The 18795-nt window shown below is 69.0% G+C and carries 14 protein-coding genes; 12 read left to right on the top strand and 2 right to left on the bottom strand.

Going from position 1 to position 18795, the window contains the following annotated elements; translation table 11 throughout:
- The first annotated feature begins 62 nt into the window (after nt 1–62).
- Together ACJ8AT_RS21310 and ACJ8AT_RS21305 are read left to right on the top strand one after the other, a co-directional pair.
- The gene (locus ACJ8AT_RS21310; protein WP_407739625.1) at nt 63–935 is read left to right on the top strand and encodes a creatininase family protein; all 873 of its coding nucleotides are present in this window, start codon (nt 63–65) and stop codon (nt 933–935) included.
- Between the two features lie 73 nt (nt 936–1008).
- Complete coding sequence (locus ACJ8AT_RS21305) at nt 1009–1929, top strand: ribose-phosphate diphosphokinase (RefSeq protein ID WP_407739624.1); 921 nt, start codon at nt 1009–1011, stop codon at nt 1927–1929.
- 29 nt (nt 1930–1958) lie between these two features.
- On the opposite strand, the gene ACJ8AT_RS21300 is transcribed toward ACJ8AT_RS21305, so the two are convergent.
- Nucleotides 1959–2516, bottom strand: a complete 558-nt coding sequence (locus ACJ8AT_RS21300; RefSeq protein WP_407739623.1) for a hypothetical protein — start codon at nt 2514–2516, stop codon at nt 1959–1961.
- A 380-nt stretch (nt 2517–2896) separates the two neighbouring features.
- On the opposite strand from ACJ8AT_RS21300, the gene ACJ8AT_RS21295 reads away from it, so the two are divergent.
- Nucleotides 2897–4009 carry a serine/threonine protein kinase gene (locus ACJ8AT_RS21295; RefSeq protein ID WP_407739622.1) on the top strand — a complete coding sequence of 371 codons (1113 nt, stop codon included), beginning with the start codon at nt 2897–2899 and terminating at the stop codon, nt 4007–4009.
- 117 nt (nt 4010–4126) lie between these two features.
- Entirely contained in the window at nt 4127–6442 is a 2316-nt protein-coding gene (gene eutB, locus ACJ8AT_RS21290; protein WP_407739621.1) for an ethanolamine ammonia-lyase subunit EutB, read from the top strand.
- Nucleotides 6443–6451: 9 nt separating this feature from the next.
- Here eutB and ACJ8AT_RS21285 read toward each other — a convergent pair whose 3' ends face one another.
- Nucleotides 6452–7081 carry a hypothetical protein gene (locus ACJ8AT_RS21285; protein WP_407739620.1) on the bottom strand — a complete coding sequence of 210 codons (630 nt, stop codon included), beginning with the start codon at nt 7079–7081 and terminating at the stop codon, nt 6452–6454.
- Nucleotides 7082–7269: 188 nt separating this feature from the next.
- Between ACJ8AT_RS21285 and pssA the strand changes: the two genes are divergently transcribed.
- The 8 genes from pssA (at nt 7270) to purH (ending at nt 18792) form a co-directional block, all read left to right on the top strand.
- Entirely contained in the window at nt 7270–7917 is a 648-nt protein-coding gene (gene pssA, locus ACJ8AT_RS21280; protein WP_407739619.1) for a CDP-diacylglycerol--serine O-phosphatidyltransferase, read from the top strand.
- A 260-nt stretch (nt 7918–8177) separates the two neighbouring features.
- The gene (locus ACJ8AT_RS21275) at nt 8178–11120 is read left to right on the top strand and encodes a choice-of-anchor D domain-containing protein (protein WP_407739618.1); all 2943 of its coding nucleotides are present in this window, start codon (nt 8178–8180) and stop codon (nt 11118–11120) included.
- A 167-nt stretch (nt 11121–11287) separates the two neighbouring features.
- Nucleotides 11288–11638 (top strand): hypothetical protein, encoded by a 351-nt coding sequence (locus ACJ8AT_RS21270; protein WP_407739617.1) that lies wholly within the window; start codon nt 11288–11290, stop codon nt 11636–11638.
- 132 nt (nt 11639–11770) lie between these two features.
- Complete coding sequence (locus ACJ8AT_RS21265) at nt 11771–13996, top strand: protein kinase domain-containing protein (RefSeq protein ID WP_407739616.1); 2226 nt, start codon at nt 11771–11773, stop codon at nt 13994–13996.
- 19 nt (nt 13997–14015) lie between these two features.
- Nucleotides 14016–15899, top strand: a complete 1884-nt coding sequence (locus tag ACJ8AT_RS21260) for a protein kinase domain-containing protein (RefSeq protein WP_407739615.1) — start codon at nt 14016–14018, stop codon at nt 15897–15899.
- Nucleotides 15900–16076: 177 nt separating this feature from the next.
- The gene (locus tag ACJ8AT_RS21255; protein WP_407739614.1) at nt 16077–16601 is read left to right on the top strand and encodes a MerR family transcriptional regulator; all 525 of its coding nucleotides are present in this window, start codon (nt 16077–16079) and stop codon (nt 16599–16601) included.
- Between the two features lie 51 nt (nt 16602–16652).
- The gene (locus ACJ8AT_RS21250) at nt 16653–17144 is read left to right on the top strand and encodes a sigma factor-like helix-turn-helix DNA-binding protein (RefSeq protein WP_407739613.1); all 492 of its coding nucleotides are present in this window, start codon (nt 16653–16655) and stop codon (nt 17142–17144) included.
- A 103-nt stretch (nt 17145–17247) separates the two neighbouring features.
- Nucleotides 17248–18792: a bifunctional phosphoribosylaminoimidazolecarboxamide formyltransferase/IMP cyclohydrolase gene (purH, locus tag ACJ8AT_RS21245; protein ID WP_407739612.1), complete on the top strand. Its 1545-nt coding sequence runs from the start codon at nt 17248–17250 to the stop codon at nt 18790–18792.
- The last annotated feature ends 3 nt before the right edge of the window (nt 18793–18795 follow it).

Raw genomic sequence — 18795 nt, 5'->3', positions numbered from 1 at the left:
GCGAGCCACTTGCCTTGGCCCCCCGGGCTTCGCTCAAGCTTCGCTCCGAAAGTGAGGATGTCGTGACGAACCTCCAAGGAGTTCCTCGGGTGTTGCTGGGCGTGTTGCTCTTCGGGTTGGCGGGGCTCTCCACGGCCCATGCGGGGGGGCGCGCGGCCGCGCCTCGGGGCGTGCTCCTGGAGCAGCTCGCCTGGCCTCAGGCCGAGAAGATTCTCACGCCCGAGACGGTCGTGGTCATACCCCTGGGGGCGCAGTCCAAGGAGCACGGTCCGCACCTGCCGCTCGGCAACGACTGGAACATGGCCGAGTACCTCAAGCAGCGCGTGCTCCAAGGCGCTGACGCCGTGGTCGCTCCGACGATCAATTACTCGTACTACCCCTCGTTCGTGGAGTACCCCGGCTCGACGTCGCTGCGGCTGGAGACGGCCCGGGACGTCATCGTCGACATCTGCCGCGGCCTCTCTCGCTTCGGCCCTCGCCGCTTCTACGTGCTGAACACCGGCATCTCCACGCTGAAGGCGCTGCGGCCGGCGGCGGAGCAGCTCGCGGCCGATGGCATCCTCCTGCGCTTCACCGATCTGTCGACCGCCACGGCTGACGTGGAGAAGGAGATCTCCCAGCAGGAGGGCGGCACGCACGCCGACGAGATCGAGACCTCGATGATGCTCTACATCGCCCCGAAGACGGTGGACATGTCCAAGGCGGTCAAGGACTACCACCCCGGCACGGGCCCGCTGCACCGGAACCCCACGAAAGAGGGCGTGTACTCGGCGAGCGGCGTCTACGGGGACGCGACGCTGGCCACCCGCGCCAAGGGGCAGCGCGTGGTGGAGGCGCTGGTGAACGTGCTCCTCTCCGACATCGAGGCCCTGCGCAAGGCCTCCCTTCCGGCGGCTGCTCCCTCGGAGGGGAGCGCGCCCAAGGGCTCACCCTGAGCGTTCGAGAACGTGATCAGATCGCGCCGGGACGGCACAATCCGCAGCGGTCAGTTCTGCACCGGGAGCCTCCATGCGTGTCGTCCTGATGTCCGGCTCATCCCACCCCGCGCTGGGGGCCGCCATCGCCAAGGTGCTCGATCTCGAGCAGGGGCGATGCGTCACCGCTCAATTCCCGGACGGAGAGCACCACGTCGAGGTCGCGGAGGAGGTGAGGGGCTGTGACGTCTACCTCCTCCAGTCGCTGGGGCCTCCCGTGGATGCGCACCTCATGGAGCTGCTCCTGCTGGTGGATGCGTGCCGGCGCCGCGGTGCCGGGAGGGTGACGGCCGTCGTGCCGTACCTGGCTTACGCCCGGCAGGATCGCCGGGAGACGGGACGCGAGCCGCTGGGAGCCCGCCTGGTGGCGGACCTCATCCGGGTCTCGGGAGTGGATCGGGCCGTCGTGGTGGACCTGCACAGCCCGGCCGTCGAGGGCTGCTTCAACATCGCCGTGGAGCACCTGAGCGCCATGCCGCTGCTGGCCGACCACGTGCGCCGCACGGTCACTCCTGGCTCGGTGGTCGTCTCACCGGATCTGGGCGGAGTCAAACGCGTGGAGCGGTACGCGGCGCAGCTCAAGCTCCCGGTGGCCGTGGTCCACAAGCACCGCAGGAGCGGCTCCGAGGTCCAGGCCCGCACCATCACCGGCGACGTGAAGGGCTGCCCCCCCATTATCGTGGACGACATGATCTCCACGGCAGGCACCATCGAGGCGGCGGTGAACGCACTGCTGGAGGCCGGCTGTGCGCCCGAGGTCACCGTGGTGGCCACCCACGCGCTGCTCGTGGGCCCCGCGGTCGAGAGGCTCTCGCGGCTGCCGATCCGGCGGCTGCTCACCACGGACAGTGTCCCTCGGGTCGATCGGCTCCCCTTCAAGGTGGAGGTCGTGTCGATCGCCGCCCTGTTGGCGCGGACCATCGAGCTGCTGCGCCTGGGCTCCCAGGGAGGGTGAGGCAAGCTCCAGGCGCTCACCCGGCGCTACTATCGAGCAGCGGCGGCGCCCGGGGCCTCGAGCTTCTGGACAGCGGCAGGGTCCAGCTTGCGCATCAGCGCCAGCTCCATGTCGAGATCCCGCGAGGGAGCGTAGATGGCGCGCTGGGACTGCATGGACAGCTCCTGCTGGGCCAGCAGCCCCCGGTTGTCCTGCGCCGACTGCGTGCCAGTGGTAGGCATGGCCGACAGATCGCCCGCCTGATCATTCGGGTCTGCCTTGAGGCCCCGGGAGACACGCAGGATGCACCCTCCCGCTGCGTGTGGCTCGCCCTGGATGAGGTAGCTGACCAGGGTGCGATTCGCGCCGCCCGTCCCGTTCTCGCGCCACTCCGTGCGCAGCACGTACTGCCCGGGGGCCGTGCGGAAGCTGTAGCCCTGCTCGGTCATGAAGGCCTCCACCTGGGGCCAGACCTGGGCCAACGGCTGGGAGTACACGTGCTGGGCGGCCTCGTCTCGAAGCACCTGGGATGAACCCGCACAGGCCGTGAGGAGCAAGGCACTCAGGAACAGGAACGGGTTACGGCTCCAGCAGCGGGGGGCGGACATCTTCAGGACTCCAGTGGAGAAGAGGAGGGCTCGGAGAGACGCTCACCTGTGAACGAATGCCCCGGTTCCTCATATCGAGGCTTTTTCATGCCGCTCAAGAGCTGAATTGTCTGCTTTCAAACTTGAAACCCAGTGTTTCAATCTTGAAAAAGCAGACAGCTTTTAAACCCGTTTTTCAGTATCGAAATGCTCCTCCGAGAAGCCTTCGCTTCCCGGAATTGACCCGCCGAGGAAGAGGTGTAAGCCTTTGAGTCGACAGGGAACCGCGAAGTCGCTCGTCCCGTCCGCTCCCCTGTCAGAGCAGATCGATCGGGTCCACCTGATGGGTCTGCTACAATACATATCGTCATCAATCCCTTGATGACCTGGAGTCTTCGATAATGGACAAGGCATTGAACCTGATACGTCCAGAGATGTTGACTCCCGGAACGCAGGTCGAGCACTGGCGGGTGCTCGAGAGCCTGGGCCTGCACGCCCACGGCGCGCTCTACCGCGTGGAAGATGTCCGAGGCCCGGCGCCTTCGCTGGCGATGAGGCTCTCGTTCCGCAGGGGCGAGGGCCAGTTCAGTGACAAGGTGGCGCGGCTGCAGGCGGCGCACCCCAACATGGCGCGGCTGCACGGCTACGGGCGCTGGCACCACCAGGGCGATGGCTTCTTCTACTGCGTGCGCGATCACGTGCAGGGCCAGTCCTTGGCGCACTGGGTGGAGACGACCAATCCCACGTTCTTCCAGATCGCCGCGCTCATGGGCCGGGTGGCCTCCGCGCTCGGGGACACGCACGCCCGCGACACCTGGCACCGCGACATCCATCCGGACAACATCCGCGTGCGCGATGGGGACGGAGAGCCGGTGCTGATGGAGCTGCGCACCGGCGGCAACGAGTGCCTGGACTCGCTCGTGCAGATGCCGCTGCCGCAGGAACTGCAGGTGTTCCGCAGCCCCGAGGAGCTGCGCTTCCAGCGGACGAACCTGGGCCGCCAGCACGCCTGCTACCTCTACCGGCCCACCGATGATCTGTACTCGCTCGGGGCCACCGCCTACTGGCTGGTGACGGGCCATCCGCCGTTCTCGCCGAGCTTGTCGTGCGAGCAGCTCCACACCGAGATCGAGCTGCGCGCGCCGCTGCCGCCCTGGGAGGTGAACCCGCGCGTGCCCAAGCCCCTGGGCGCCATCATCCTGCGGCTCCTGAGCAAGCTGCCCGAGGCCCGGCCCCAGAACGGAGAGGTCGTATGCGCGGAGCTGATGGTGGCCCTGTCCGCGGGCTCCCGCGCCATGTGGGCCAAGCGGGTGTTCGATTGCGACGAGGGAGGCCTTCGCTGGCCGGAGGCTCCCAAGGTATGCCCCCGGCCTGGGCCGCGGCTGCCCCGCGTGGTGCACTTCAGCCCGCGCACCGAGCGGCCGGCCAAGGTGTTCGAGGGGGGGCCTGGAGGGGCGGCGGTTGTTCCGAGCGAGCCATCCGAGCCGCTGTCCCCCTGGGCGCGGATGATGTAATTCGTGAGTTTCTGGACTTGATGGAGTCTCCCCGGCTGGCGGAAGGGCTGGCGGGCTTGGCGCTCGGACGCACCTCTCATTAACCTGCCGGGATTCAGCGGTTGGGATGGGGTGCCAATGAGCCAGCTTCAGCGTGTGCCGCCCGAGCCGTCCTCTCCATCACCTCGCTCGTCGGGTGAGTCCGAGCGCTCCGCGGAGTCCGCTCCGAGAGTGCTGGAAGACGGCGTCTCCATTGCCGAGATCCAGGCGGGTGAGGACGTCTTCGCCTATGTGCGGCGGGTCCGCGGCGCCTTGGATCTCCGGCTGTACCAGCAGGTGCTGGGGGCGGCGAACACCTATAAGGAAGGGGATGAGGCCATTGGCGTGGCGGCGGCGGACGAGGTGTCTCGCGCCCACGCCCGGACGCTGCTGGCGCGCACCCGCCTGGGAGAGCTCCACGCCCATCCGCCCCTGGAGGATCGGCTCTACGCGTTCATGTTGGAGGCCATCGACGCCGAGGCCCGCGCGGCCACGGCGGACTGGACGCTGGGGCGGCTCAAGGACTTCTTGCTGACGGCTCGCGAGGAGGAGATCAAAGGCGTCTGTCGCGGCCTGAGCAGCGACGTCATCGCCTGCGTCGTCAAGCTGATGACGGACGCGGAGCTCACCACCGTGGGGAGCAAGGTCTTCCACCCGCTGCCGGGCAGCAAGCTGGGAGCGCGGGGCTACCTGGGAGCGCGCATCCAGCCCAACTCGCCCACGGATCACCCGGACGACATCCGCTGGCAGGTGTTCAACGGCTGGGCCTTCGCGGTGGGGGACGTGGTGCTGGGCACCAACCCGGTGTCCTCGGCTCCCGAGTCCGTGGCCGCGGTGGAGGCGGCGCTGCACGACATCCTGGCCACCTTCGGGCTGCAGGAGGTGATGCCGAACTGCGTGCTCTCTCACATCGATATTCAAGCGCGAGTGGAGGAGCAGCAGCCGGGCACCACGGGCATCTGGTTCCAGAGCATCGCGGGCACCGAGGCGGCCAACCGCACCTTTGACGTCACCCTGGAGAAGATGGTGGAGCACGCGGCCCGGCGCACGGGGCGGTTCGGGCTCTACTTCGAGACGGGGCAGGGCGCGGACGCGACGAACGGCCAGCACGCCGGCTGCGACATGGTGCTGCTGGAGTCTCGCAAGTACGGCTTCGCCCGGGCGCTGAAGCGGCGCGTGGCGCTGGCGCAGGTGGGCGCGGGGCGCGAGGCGGCGCCCTGGGTCCACGTCAACGACGTGGCGGGCTTCATTGGCCCGGAGGTGTTCCGCTCGCGGGAGCAGCTCGTGCGCTGCTGCCTCGAGGACATCGTCATGGGCAAGCTGCACGGGCTGATGATCGGCCTGGACATCTGCTCCACGCTGCACATGGACGTGACGCTGGAGGAGCTCGGCTGGTGCCAGGAGCAGATCGCCCCCGCGTGTCCCGGCTATCTGATGGCGCTGCCCACGCGCAATGATCCGATGCTCAGCTACCTCACCACTTCGTTCCAGGATCACGTGCGCCTGCGCGAGCGCTTCGGCTACCGGGTGGATGACCGGATGTGGGCCTTCTTCCAGCAGCTCGGGGTGATCGATGCGCAGGGACGGCCCACGGCCCGCTTCGGGGATCCGCGCTGGGTGTATGTGGAGTATCGCAAGCGCAAGGGAGATCAGCGCTCGGAGGCGGAGCTGCTGGCCGAGGCCCGGCAGCAGATGGACGCGGTGCGGTCCCGGAGCGTGCCGCTCGCGGTGGGGTGCGGCCAGCACGTGTGGGACCTGGAGCCGGGGCTCGAGCGGGAGCTCCACAGCCACTACGAGGATGCCAAGCAGGGCATCTGGACGGAGCTGTCGCCCGCGTTCCTGGAGACGATTCCCCACGCGGTGATGCTGCGGACCGAGGCCTTGGATCGGCGCGACTACATCCTCCACCCGGTCTCCGGCGAGCGGCTGGATGCGGACTCGGTGCGCGTGGTGGAGTCGCTGCGGCAGCGCCGAGGCGCTCGGTGGGATGTGCAGATCGTCCTCTCGGACGGGCTGGATCCGCGCTCGCTCATGGACGAGGGCCACCTGGCGCCCTTCCTGGAGGCCCTGCGCCACGAGCTGGAGGCGGCGAACTACCGCGTGGCCCCCGAGCATTTCATCGTCAGGTACGGGCGCGTGCGAGCCGGCTATCAGGTGGGAGAGCTGCTGTTCGGCGATGCGACGGATGGGCTGCCACGGGCCCTCGTCCACGTGGTGGGGGAGCGGCCCGGCTCGGGCCACCACAGCTTCTCCGCGTACCTCACGGCGCCCTCGGGCCGGGTCTGGTCGGGCCACGAGCGCCCGGTGGACCACGACATCACCCGGGTCATCGCGGGCATCTCGGACACCAGCGTGCGGCCCGAGGCGGCGGCGCACGAGGCGGTGCGCATCCTCGGGTCGCTGTGCCGGGGCTGAGCCGCGGGCCTACTTCGCCAGCGGCTTGCTGTTGGTGATGGTGAGCCCGCTCTCGGTGGCGGTGGCGAACACCTCGCTGGCGGCGGGGATGTTGAGCAGCGCGCGCACCGTCTTGGTGCCGAGGACGAACTTCACCTCGACGGTGTGCTCACCCGGTGGGACATCCCTCACCACCACGAGCTGGGTGTTGGCGGCGCCCTTGCGCAGCCCGTCCACGGAGACGGAGCACTGCTTGGGGCAACGCACGTTGAGCACGGAGGGACCGCCAGTGGCCGCCTTGGCCTCCTTCTCCTGGCCGAGCGGCGTGCGCTCGGTGATGGTCAGGCGCTTACTGTTGTCGACCTGCACCATCACCTTCATGCCGGCGGGGATGTCCGCATAGCCACTGTAGAGGGGGCAGTTGAGGAAGCCGCCCGTGGCCTCGACGCGCCGCTGCCCGGGTGCCACGTCCGTGAACTCCCAGCTGTTCGGGGCCTGGCGCCGACCGGCCTTGCCATCCACGCGCACGGCGCAGTCATCCATGCAGCGCACGATGACGGTGGAGTTCCCTCCCGCCTTGGTGTCGGGAGTCTTGGCCCCAGCCGGCGGGGTCGCGGGGGAGCTGGCGATGAGGGCGACAAGGACAGCGGTGAGGCGCATGGGGCGGAAGCCTTTCGAGATCCGGTGAGACGGCCTTGCCCTACCGTCCCGTCCTGTGGCTCGTCAACTCAGCGGTGGGAGACAGGGCAAAGCGCATGCCGTGCCAGAAAAGCATGGTGCCGCCACGCGATCCCGGGGATGGTTCGGCCGCAGCGATGGCGCCCTCTGGGACGCCCAGGAGAGTCCGAATGACGACCGAGACTCGCGAGAAACCGCCTCGCCGCCACTTTTCGATGATCCGGACCTTCGTGCTCGCGGACTTCGTGACGCTGGGCAACGGCTTCTCGGGGGCGGGGGCCATCCTGTCCTCGATGCAGTTCCTGGCCACCGGCGCGCAGCACTGGCTGTGGGTGGCCTTCGGGTTGATGCCGCTGGCGCTGGTGCTCGACTTCGCGGATGGGCGGATTGCCCGCTGGCGCTTCAAGTCCTCGCCGCTGGGGGCGGATCTGGACTCGCTGGCGGACGTCATCTCGTTCGGGATGGCGCCGGCGGCGCTGGCCTTCGCGGTGGGGATGCGGGGCGCGCTGGACATCGCGGTGCTGCTGTACTTCGTGGCCTGCGGGATCAGCCGGCTGGCGCGCTTCAACGTCACGGCCGCCGAACTCAGTGATGGAACGGGCAAGGTGAAGTACTTCGAGGGCACGCCCATCCCCACCAGCCTGGCCTTGGTGGCGGTGCTGGCGGTGGCGACCTGGAAGGGGCGGATCGGCACCGGGGAGCAGCTGCTCGGAGGCGTGTGGGAGCTTGGCCCCGTGGCGCTGCACCCCCTGGTGCTGCTGTACCTGGCCAGCGGCAGCGCGATGATCAGCAAGACGCTGCGCATCCCGAAGTTCTGAGCCGAACGCAGCCTTGTCCTCTCGCTCCGGGTTGATGAGAGCAGGCGAGCATTTGATCTTGTTCCCCAGTGCACGTCCGGCGCGGGAAACGTGCAGTGCTCTGCGGGCCCGCGCCACTCCCAAGGCCTTCCCTGGGTGTGTGCTTGCCCGGCCCACCCTGGGTGCCTAGTTTCGCCACCTGATCCTCCAGACTCTCATGGTGGGTGGTGAGAGGACCTGGGGGTGGGTACGGGCGAAGGTGTCGGGGAGGGATGGGTGCCATGAGTAGGCGCTGGGGCCTTTGGGTCCTCGTGGTGGGGCTACTCGCCGGGTGCGCGGACCGGGAGGATGCCTCGATGGCGGACGGCCGGCTGACGGCCACGCCAGGCGGAGTCGACTTTCAACGTGTCGCGGTGTTCGACGGGCGCGAAGCGGAGGTGACGCTGCGCAACGTGGGACGCTCGCGCATCGAGGTCAACGACATCTGGGTGGAGGGGCCGGACGGGCAGTACCTGGCCAGCTTCACCCATGAGGGGCCGCACAGCCTGCTGCCTGGAAGTGAGTGCGCCCTGAAGGTGCGCTTCGCTCCGCTGGAGACGGGCGAGCTGCCCGCCACGCTCGTCATCCGCTCGGATGCGAAGCGCGAGCCCCTCCTGCGTGTGCCCCTCAAGGGCTCGGGAGTGGATGCCTGGGCGAGGGTGTCTCCGCACCAGCTGGACTTCGGCCGCATTGAGGCCGAGTCCTCGAAGACGCTGGCCGTCACCGTGGAGAACCCCACGAACATGCCCGTGGAGGTGGCCGCGCGGCTGGTGGGCGCGGACAAGGACGAGTTCGCCATCGCGCCGGTGACGCTGGCGCCGTGGGAGAAGCGCGAGCTGCCGCTGGCGTTCAACCCGGCGCGCGTGGGCCACAAGGAGGTGGCGCTCGCGGTGACGCCGTGCCGTGGCTGCGCGGACGTGCCCGTGCAGGTGGCGGCCGAGGCGCTGGACAGGGCCGTGGTGGCCGAGCCGGCCGAGCTGGACTTCGGAGGCGTGCCCATCGACAAGGACAAGCGGCTGATGGCGCGCATCCACAACATCAGCACCGAGCCGATGACGGTGACGTTGTTGGATCTCGAGGGCCGGGACGTCTCCTTCAGCCAGGCGGCCAAGGACTTCCCGCTGGTGCTCCAGCCCGGCGAGGCGCGCGAGTGGGAGCTGCGCTACAGCCCGGGCCACATGGGGTTCGCGGATGACACCGCGCGCTTCCACGTGGCGAGCAAGCGCAACCCCATCACCCCGGTGTCGCTGCTGGGCCATGGCGGCGCGGCGGAGCTCTGCGTCTCGCCGGTGGCGCACGAGTTTGGCGCGCAGCCGCTCGGCTCCAAGACGAGCGTGATCGTCAACATCAAGAACTGCGGCTCGGAGAACGGCGGGCCGCTCAAGCTCACCGGCCTGGAGTTCCAGCCGGATCCCTCGGGCCCGGTGCAGTTCAGCACCGCGCCCATGCAGTTGCCCTACAAGCTGGAGCCCGGCGAAGAGGTCAACCTCAAGGTCTTCTACGAACCCACGCGCGAGGGCTCCGGCACCGGCGCGCTGACGCTGACGACGAACGCCTTCAACGCGGCCTCGGTGCGGCTCGACTTCCATGGCGTGGCTCAGCGCCATGCCCCGTGCCAGCTCGCCATCACTCCGATGGCGATCAACTTCGGCACGGTGCCGCCGAAGCGCGGCGCGGTGCTCGGCGTGAAGCTGGAGAACCGCGGCAACGATCTGTGCCCGGTGAAGAACATCCGGCTGCGCGATGACGGCGGCGGCGTCTTCCGGCTGCCGGGCGGCGAGCTGGATGGCGTCATCATGCCCCCGGGCAACTGGTTCAGCTTCGAGGTGGCCTTCGATGCGCCGGCCTCGGGCGGGACGTTCCTGGGCTCGGTGCAGATGGAGGAGATGGATCCGGCCAACCCGCTGGTGCTCGTGCCGCTGCAGGCGAACTCGCAGAGCGCGTGCCTGGTGCCCTCGCCGCGCTTCGTGGACTTCGGCGTGGGCCGCAAGGACTGCCCGCCGGAGCCTCGCCAGGTGCACTACGTCAACGCGTGCGCCAGCCCGATCACCGTGTCGGGAGTGCGCCTGGGCCCTGGCACCACGGACTCGGAGTTCTCGCTGCGCTCGGCGCCCAATCCGTTGCCCGTCACGCTCCATCCGGGGGACGGCTTCACAGCGGAGATCGAGTACTACGCCCAGGTGACGGGCATGAACCTGTCCCCGCTCTTCGTGGACTCGAGCGATCTGCCCGAGCCGCTGCTCGTCTCGCTCGTGGGCGAGTCCTCCAAGCTCGTGAACAAGACGGACACGTTCGTCCAGCAGGACGGCTCGAAGGTGGACGTCCTCTTCGTGGTGGACAACACCGCCTCCATGGTCGAGGAGCAGCCGCGCTTCATCAACGCGCTGCCTTCCTTCGTGAACACCGCGCTAGACAAGAGCGTGGATCTGCACGTGGCGGTGACCACCACCGGCATCAACCCCGAGTCCAACAGCTGCCCGGGCGGAGCGCAGGGCGGCGAGGCGGGGCGCCTGTTCCCCGTGGATGGCAGCAGCCCGCGCCTCCTCACGAACCAGACGCCCAACCTCATCGCCAAGCTCCAGAACAACTCCCAGGTGGGCCTGTGCGCCTCGGTGGAGCAGGGCTTCGAGGCGGTGCGCCGCGCGCTCTCGGATCCGCTCGTGGCGGGGGCGGATGATCCGCGCACCCCGCAGCCCAACGACGGCAACGCGGGCTTCCTGCGGAGCGAGGCCGCGCTGGTGGTCGTCTTCGTGGGAGACGAGGACGATCACTCGCCGGACAGCGTGGACACCTACGTGCGCTTCTTCCGGGCCAAGAAGGGCGAGTTCCAGCCGCAGCGCATGACCCTCTATGCCATCGCGCCCACGGCGGCGGCCTGCCCCACGGCGGGCGGCACGGGCACGCGCTACGCCGAGGCGGCCACCCGCACGGGCGGTGAGGTGCTCTCCGTCTGCGCCCCGGACTACGCGCCGCTGCTGCGCAACGTGGCCAACAAGGCGTTCTCTCCCCAGGACCGCTTCCCGCTGAGCGAGCTGCCGGACGCGGGCACGGTGGCGGTGCGCATCAACGGCGCCGCCGTCACCAGCGGCTGGAGCTACGACGCGGCCACCAACAGCGTCGTCTTCTCTGCGAGCCCGGCCGCGGGCGCCAAGGTGGAGATCTCCTACCGGCGCGCCTGCCAGTGAACGTGGCCTCAGGGTAGCGGGGAAGCCGACTTTCCGGCTCCGGACGAAGGGATGTCGGCCCTGGGTGCTACAGGGCTGACTCACCCTGTGCGGATGACCAGAAAGTTGGAGGACACCTCGTGCTGAGTACCCTGAGCCCGTCGCAGCCGCAGCCGAGGAGGCGCCTGGTGAGCACCCGTCAGCACAAGCAGCCGTTGTCCGCCGCGCCGAATCCCTCGCGCTCGGGCCCCGGCCTGCGCGTCATCCGCGGTGAGGGGCAGCGCCGCCCGGATGAGCCGCTCACCTCCCGGGATGCCGTGGCCCGTGTGCTGATGGAGGCCGGCGCGGATCTGCTGCTGCGGCGCATCTCCCCGGACCGAGCCGAGGAGATCGAGCGCCAGGTGGACCGTGCCCTGGAGCTGTTCGACCGCGTGGACGACAACCCCCTGGTGATGCCCGTGCTGCGCCGCCACCTGGACGCCCTGGAGGCGCTCATGCGAGAGACCCGCGAGCGCCGCACCGCCCGCCGGGGGGGCTGAACGCCTGGCTGCCCGCCTGCCTGAGGGTTGCCCTAATTCCTGAATCTGAATCAGGGGTTTGACCCCCCTGCCAGTGGGGCTTACGCTCGCGATCTCTGGAAACCCAGGCCCTCCCAGCGGGCGGGTCAGATCGTGTCGCTCGAGAACTACGGCAAGTACCAACTCCTGAAACGGCTCGCGCAGGGCGGGATGGCGCAGATCTACCTTGCGCGCCACCAGGGGGCGCCGGCTTCCGACGAGCTGGTGGTCATCAAGCGCATCCTTCCGCACCTGGCCGAGAACGTGGAGTTCATCCGGATGTTCTTGGATGAGGCCCGCATCGCCGCGCGGCTGGCCCACCCCAACATCGTGACGATCCACGATCTGGGGGCGCAGGACGACAGCTTCTTCCTGGCCATGGAGTACATCCACGGCGAGGACCTGCGGCGCATGTGCAAGCGCGCCGCCGCCGAGGGCCACGAGCTGCCGGTGCCGCTGGCGTGCCGGATCATCATCGACGCGTGCGCGGGGCTGGACTACGCGCACAAGAAGACGGACCCCTCGGGCAAGCCGCTGGGCATCGTCCACCGGGACATCTCGCCGCAGAACATCCTGGTGTCCTTCGATGGCGTGGTGAAGGTGGTGGACTTCGGCATCGCCAAGGCGGCCGACCAGGCCACCGTGACGCGCTCGGGGGTGCTCAAGGGCAAGTACTCGTACATGTCTCCGGAGCAGGCGGCTGGTAAGCGGGTGGACTGCCGCAGCGACGTGTTCGCGCTCGGGGTGGTGCTCTACGAGATCCTCACCAACACGCGCCTGTTCAAGCGCACCAGCGACATGGCGACGCTGTCGGCGGTGGCCGAGTGCCAGGTGACGCCGCCCTCCCAGGTCAACCCGCGCGTGCCGGCGGATCTGGATCCCATCGTCATGAAGGCGCTCGCCAAGGAGCAGGAGGCGCGCTACGCCGAGGCGAGCCAGCTCCAGGTGGCGCTCGAGCAGTGGCTGAGCGCCCACCAGCTCACGGCGAGCCCGGCGGAGCTGTCGGCCTTCCTGCATCAGGTCTACGCGGAGCGGCTCGCTCGCGAGGCGCGCTCCGGCGGCATCGTGGTGGACGAGGATCCTCCCTCCACCGGGCAGCGCACGGCCGTGGAGGGCCACCGCCGCTCGGGGGTCAACCCCAGCGTCGCCTCGAGGAGGGAGAAGGAGGTCACCCGGGCGGATCGCGGAGAGCTGCTCTCCGCCGAGGAGCCGATCGAGGTGACGGATCCTTCGCCGCCGAGGCCCTCGCGGGTCAACCGGAGCGTCGAGTCCCGGCGTGACGAGTCGGATCGCTATCGCATCGGCCGGCCCTCGAGCCCCCGGACTCCGTCCCCGGTGGAGAACCGTCGCCCGGTGTTCGCCGAGCTGCCGACGGAGGCGTTGGATGCGTCGCAGCTGTCATCCGATGGGTCCTCGTTCGTCACGGGCACGACCCAGGCCCCGCGCAGGCTGCGTGATCGGCGCCGGTGGATGGTGCTCGCCGCCGTGCTGGGGTCGGCGCTGGGAATAGGCTTGCTGCTGTGGGGCTTCCTGCGGCCCGTGGCGCCTATGTGGCCAGCCATCGTCCGGCTGGACACGGTGCCTCCCGGCGCCGTCGTGCAGTTCGACGGCAAGCCGGTTCCGGGCGTCACCCCGTTGGTATTGCCCACCGTGAAGGCGGGCACCTACCCGGTGTTGGTCTCCCACGATGGCTACCAAGAGTTGCACGCCACGGTGGCCATTCCGGCCACGGGCTCGGTGTCGCTCGAGCCGCTGCAGCTCAAGCCGGAGCCTCCCAAGGAGACGCCTCCAGTCGGGGTGACACCGCCGGTGGTGACACCGCCGACGCCGACGCCGACGCCCGCGGCCGTGGCCGTGAAGCTCACCCTGGAGACCGTGCCGACGCAGGCGACGATCTTCGTGAACGGCCAGGAGCGGGGAGCGGCGCCGCAGGTGGTGGAGGCCAAGGCCGAGGAAGAGCTGGAGGTGAAGGCGAGCGCTCCGCAGTACCGGCCCCTCTCGCAGAAGGTGAAGGTGGGGGCGGAGCCCTCGCAGCTGGTGAAGCTCACGCTCGAGCCGCTTCCGAAGCCGGCGCCCCCCGTCTCGCCCATCAAGACGGTGCGCGTGGATCCGCCCAAGCCTCCGCCGGAGCAGCCCAAGGCGATGGTGCGCTTCGCGGTGACGCCGTGGGCCGAGGTGACATGCAACGGGCACAGCCTGGGCACCACGCCGTTCGGGGAGGTGGCGCTGACCGTCGGCGTGTACCAGTGCAAGTTCTACAACCCGGATCTGGGCCGCACGCTCACGCAGAAGATCGAAGTGAAGGCCACCGGCATGAACAAAGTCGTGGTGAAGTTCTAGCCATGGCCTGGACGCTCTCGTGACGCTCCCCGCTGGCAGCCAGATTGGCAAGTACGTCGTCCAGAAGAAGCTCGCAGAGGGCGGGATGGCGGAGATCTACCTCGCCACCTCACAGGGCGCGGAGGGCTTCGAGAAGGAAGTCGTCATCAAGCGGATCCGCGCGTTCCTCGCCAGCGATCCCGGCTTCGTGGACATGTTCATCGCCGAGGCGCGGCTGGCCTCGCGGCTCAACCACGCCAACGTGGTGCAGATCTTCGACTTCGAGAAGCACGAGGACACCTACTACCTGGCCATGGAGTACGTGCGCGGCTGCACGCTCTGGGACTTGAGCAAGAAGTGCAGGGATCTGATGGAGCCGATGCCCGCCGTGCTGGTGGCGCACATCGGCGCGGAGGTCGCTCGCGGCCTGCACTACGCGCACCGGCTCAAGGTCAACGGCGAGCCGCTGTTCCTGGTCCACCGCGACGTCACTCCGCACAACGTGCTCATCTCGTTCGACGGGGCCGTGAAGCTCACTGACTTCGGCATCGCCAAGGCGGGCAACAAGCTCACCTCGCCGGGCATGCTCAAGGGCAAGTTCGCGTACATGTCGCCCGAGCAGTCTCGCGGCGAGAACGTGGACGCGCGCACGGACGTGTTCGCGCTCGGGATCGTCCTCTGGGAGATGCTCACCGGGACCAAGCTGTTCGATGGGGACTCGGATCTGGCCGTGCTGCGCTCGGTGCAGCAGAGAGCGATTCTCCACCCGGCCCGCATGACACCGGAGGTCCCCGAGGAGCTGGGCGACGTGGTGATGAAGGCACTCGAGCGCGAGCTGGATGCCCGCTACCAGACGGCCAGCGAGTTCGAGCGGGCCCTGGTGCAGTGCGTGCTCAACCACGCCCGGTCGCCGGATGACACGGACGTGTCCGCCTTCGTGCGCCGGGTCTATGTCGGCTCGATTCCCTCGGCGATGGCGCTGCCGGCCATACCCGAGAGACCCCAGCAGCATGCCAGCAAGCAGGGCGCGTCGGGGCCGCCTCCTCCCGGGCCCACGTTCGTGATGCCCGGCCCGCAGGGGCGCAAGAACACGGACAGCCAGCGCGTGGTCTCGCCCGACGAGGACCCCAACGCTTCGACCCACATGCTGTCGGGAAGAGGGGAGTCCTCGGGCGGGAGTCGTCCCTCCAAGGTGACCACGCCCGGCAGGCCCATTCCTTCCGTGCAGGGCCAGTCCTCCACGTCTCCGGGGATGCAGCAGGCCCCCTCGCCGCGGCCCACGGAGGGGGCGCTGCCTTCCGAGGCGGACTCGGAGCCCATGCAGTACCCGCCGACCGTCTCGCTCCCCCTGCCCGCGAGCACGGAGGCTCCCGCGCCCAAGAGCGAGCCTCCCGCCAGGTCCAAGCGCGTGGGGCTGTGGGTGGGCCTGGGCGCGGCGGCCCTGTTCGCCGTGGTGGGAGTCGACGCGTTCCTCCGGGTCCGGATGCAGGGGCCGGACTCCAGCTCCGGCGCGTCCAAGAGCCCGGGGACCGTCGCCACGAGCAACGCGGGCCCGCCGGCTCCGGAGCCTTCGCAGGGGAGCTCCGCCGTTCCTGATGCCGGGAAGGGGGCGAATCCTGGAGCGCTGGCCGTGGCTCCTTCAGGAGGCACCCCCCCGAGCACGAGCGCCAAGCACGAGGAGACTCACGCCGCCGCGCCGACGCTCGCGACAGGCAGTCTCGTCGTCACGGCCATGCCCTTTGCCACCGTTTGGGCGAACGGGAAGAAGCTGGACGAAGTCCAGGGCCGGAAGGTCTTCAAGCTGCCCGCGGGCACCTATCAGCTCCGCTTTGAGCACCCCAAGGGCAACAAGACGGACTCCGTCACCATCGAGCCCAACGGCACGGCGAGGAGCGAGTTCCGCGCGCCCCACGCCACCCGCTGAGCGCTCGCCCCTGACATTCCGCGCAGTCGACTGCTGAGCCCCCGCCGGCCCGGGTTCCCCCGCGCCCCGGCCGGGGCTCTGTTCATTTCTGATCATTCCACCCGTACGGCATTTCCGGCTTGACACGCACTGCCGTTATCTGGCACTCAGTATAATCTCTTCAATACACTCTATTGAATGGAAGCAATGGCACTGCTGGGGCCTGAAGAGATTGAACGGATCGAGCGCGATCACGCGGCCGGGCTACCGGCGAGCGCCATCCTCGAGATCTTCCGGCCACGCGGCGTGCAGCTCTCGGAGGCGACGTTCCGCAAGTACGTCCAGGCCGGGTTGCTGCCTCGCAGCCGCCGCGTGGGGCGCAAGGGCAAGCACCAGGGCAGCCTGGGTCTCTACCCTGTGGAGGCGGTGCGCCGTATCAACGCCATCAAGAAGATGATGGCGGAGGGACACACCCTCGAGGACATCAAGCGGTCGTTCCTCTTCCACCGCAACCACATCGATCAGCTGGAGAGGGATCTGGCCTCGGTGCTGGATGGGTTCCAGTCGGAGCTGGGGGACCGGCCCTTCGGTGGGGAGCACCGCAAGACGCTGGAGGAGCAGCTGGCCATCCTGCGCCGCCGGGCGCAGGACCTGGTTCGAGACGTGGCACGTCTGGGGAGCGCCGTCACCGCGCGTGGAGACGAAACGGCAGATTCGCAATAGGATGCTACAGGCCTGGACAACCTGCTAGATTTGGAAACACCCGGAGGGGACATGTCGGAAGTGAAGCAGCTTGAGGGCGAGGAGGAGGGCGGGGAGGAAGGGCAGAGCGCGGAGCGCCGCCGCTCCAAGACGATGTCGCGCAAGGAGATGGCGCGCGACTTGCGCCGCCGGAGGTTGTCGGGGCAGGTGGATCCCGAGGAGGGAGAGCTCCTCAAGACGATTGACTCGCAGCGGCCGCGCACCCGCGCCGACTGCGTCAACGGGCCGCGGCCGTGCCTGTTCGTCTCGTGCAAGCACAACCTCTACCTGGATGTGAACCCGGAGACGGGCTCCATCAAGCTCAACTTCCCGGACAAGGAGATCTGGGAGCTGGAGCACACCTGCGCCCTGGATGTGGCCGAGAAGGGCGGGATTACGCTCGAGGAGGTGGGGGAGATCATGAACCTCACCCGCGAGCGCATCCGGCAGGTGGAGACGCGGGGGCTGATGAAGCTGCGCGAGGCCACCGAGGCCGAGCCGCCTGTCTCCGCTCGCAAGCCCTGAGCACCCAAGCGTCGGGTGGGCTGCGCCGGCCCTACGCGGCGCGTTGACACCCTGGGGGGCGGTTGGTAACACGCGCGCCTCCCTCTCGACGCGAGGCGCACTCGTGCTGGCTCTCCTCAGCGTTTCCGACAAACGCGGGCTGGTTCCTTTCGCGCAGGGGCTCGTCCGGCGCGGCTTCCGGATCCTCTCCACCGGAGGCACGCTGGCGACGCTCCACGCCGCGGGCGTCCCCGCCACCCAGGTCTCCGAGCACACGCAGAGCCCGGAGCTCCTCGGCGGCCGCGTGAAGACGCTGCACCCTCGCATCCACGGCGGCCTGCTCGGGCGCCTGGAGGTGGAGAGCGACCGGGCGGAGATGGCGGCCCACGGCATCGAGCCCATCTCGCTGGTCGCCGTGAACCTGTATCCCTTCCGGCAGACGGTCGCCTCCGGGGCCAGCGAGGCCGAGGTCATCGAGCAGATTGACATCGGTGGGCCCGCCATGGTGCGCGCGGCGGCGAAGAACTCGCGCCATGTCACCGTGGTGGTGGACCCCGAGGATTATGAGGCGGTGCTGGCGGAGCTGGAGAAGTCCGGCGGGGTGGGGGAGCAGACGCGGCGCCGGCTGATGCGCAAGGCGTTCGCGCACACGGCGGCCTATGACGCGGCCATCGCCGGGTGGCTCGGGAGCCAGGCCCAGGAGCCCTTCCCGGACGAGCTCTCCCTGTCCTTCCGCAAGGCGCAGGGCCTGCGCTACGGCGAGAACCCTCACCAGCGCGGCGCCTTCTACCGGGAGCACACCGCTCCGCCCGAGCCCACGGTGGCCTTCTCCAAGGTGCTCCAGGGCAAGGAGCTGTCCTACAACAACATTTTGGACCTGGATGCGGCGCTCGGAGTCGTCCTGGAGTTCCCCGAGCAGCCCTGCGCCGTCATCATCAAGCACAACACCCCGTGCGGCGTGGCGGTGGATGCTTCGCTGATGAAGGCCTACCGCACGGCGCGTGCGGCCGATGAGATCTCCGCCTTTGGGGGCATCGTCGCCCTGAACCGAGAGGTGGACGAGGCGTGCGCCCAGGCGCTGGCGGAGACGTTCCTCGAGGCGGTCATCGCCCCCTCGTACTCCGCGGCGGCGCTGCAGGTGCTGGCGGCCAAGAAGAACCTGCGGCTGCTGGAGGCTGGAGCCGCGCTGGCCTCGCCTCAGGTCCGGCCCCGGGTGCAGCTGGACGCCCGGAGCGTGTCCGGAGGGCTGCTGCTGATGGATCGGGATGCGGTCGAGCCCCCGCTCGAATGGAAGGTCGTCACCCAGCGCCCCCCCACGGCCGAGGAGGAGAAGGCTCTCCGCTTCGCCTGGAAGGTGTGCAAGCATGTGAAGAGCAATGCCATCGTCTTTGCCACCCCGGACCGGCTGCTCGCCGCCGGAGGTGGGCAGACCAGCCGGGTGGACTCGGTGAAGATTGCCGCCGGGCGCGGCGGGCCGGCCCTCAAGGGCAGCGCCGTGGCCTCGGATGCCTTCTTCCCCTTCCGGGACGGGCTGGACGAGGCGGCCAGGGCCGGGGCGACGTGCGTCATCCAGCCTGGCGGCTCGGTCCGCGACGCGGAGGTCATTGCAGCCGCCGATGAACATGGGCTAGCGATGGTACTGACGGGAGTGCGACACTTCCGTCACTGAAAC

The sequence above is a fragment of the Hyalangium sp. genome, assembly GCF_045802625.1.
GTDB lineage: Bacteria > Myxococcota > Myxococcia > Myxococcales > Myxococcaceae > Hyalangium.
Note: the sequence above shows the minus strand (reverse complement) of the source record. Positions and strands in the feature narration are given on the sequence as shown.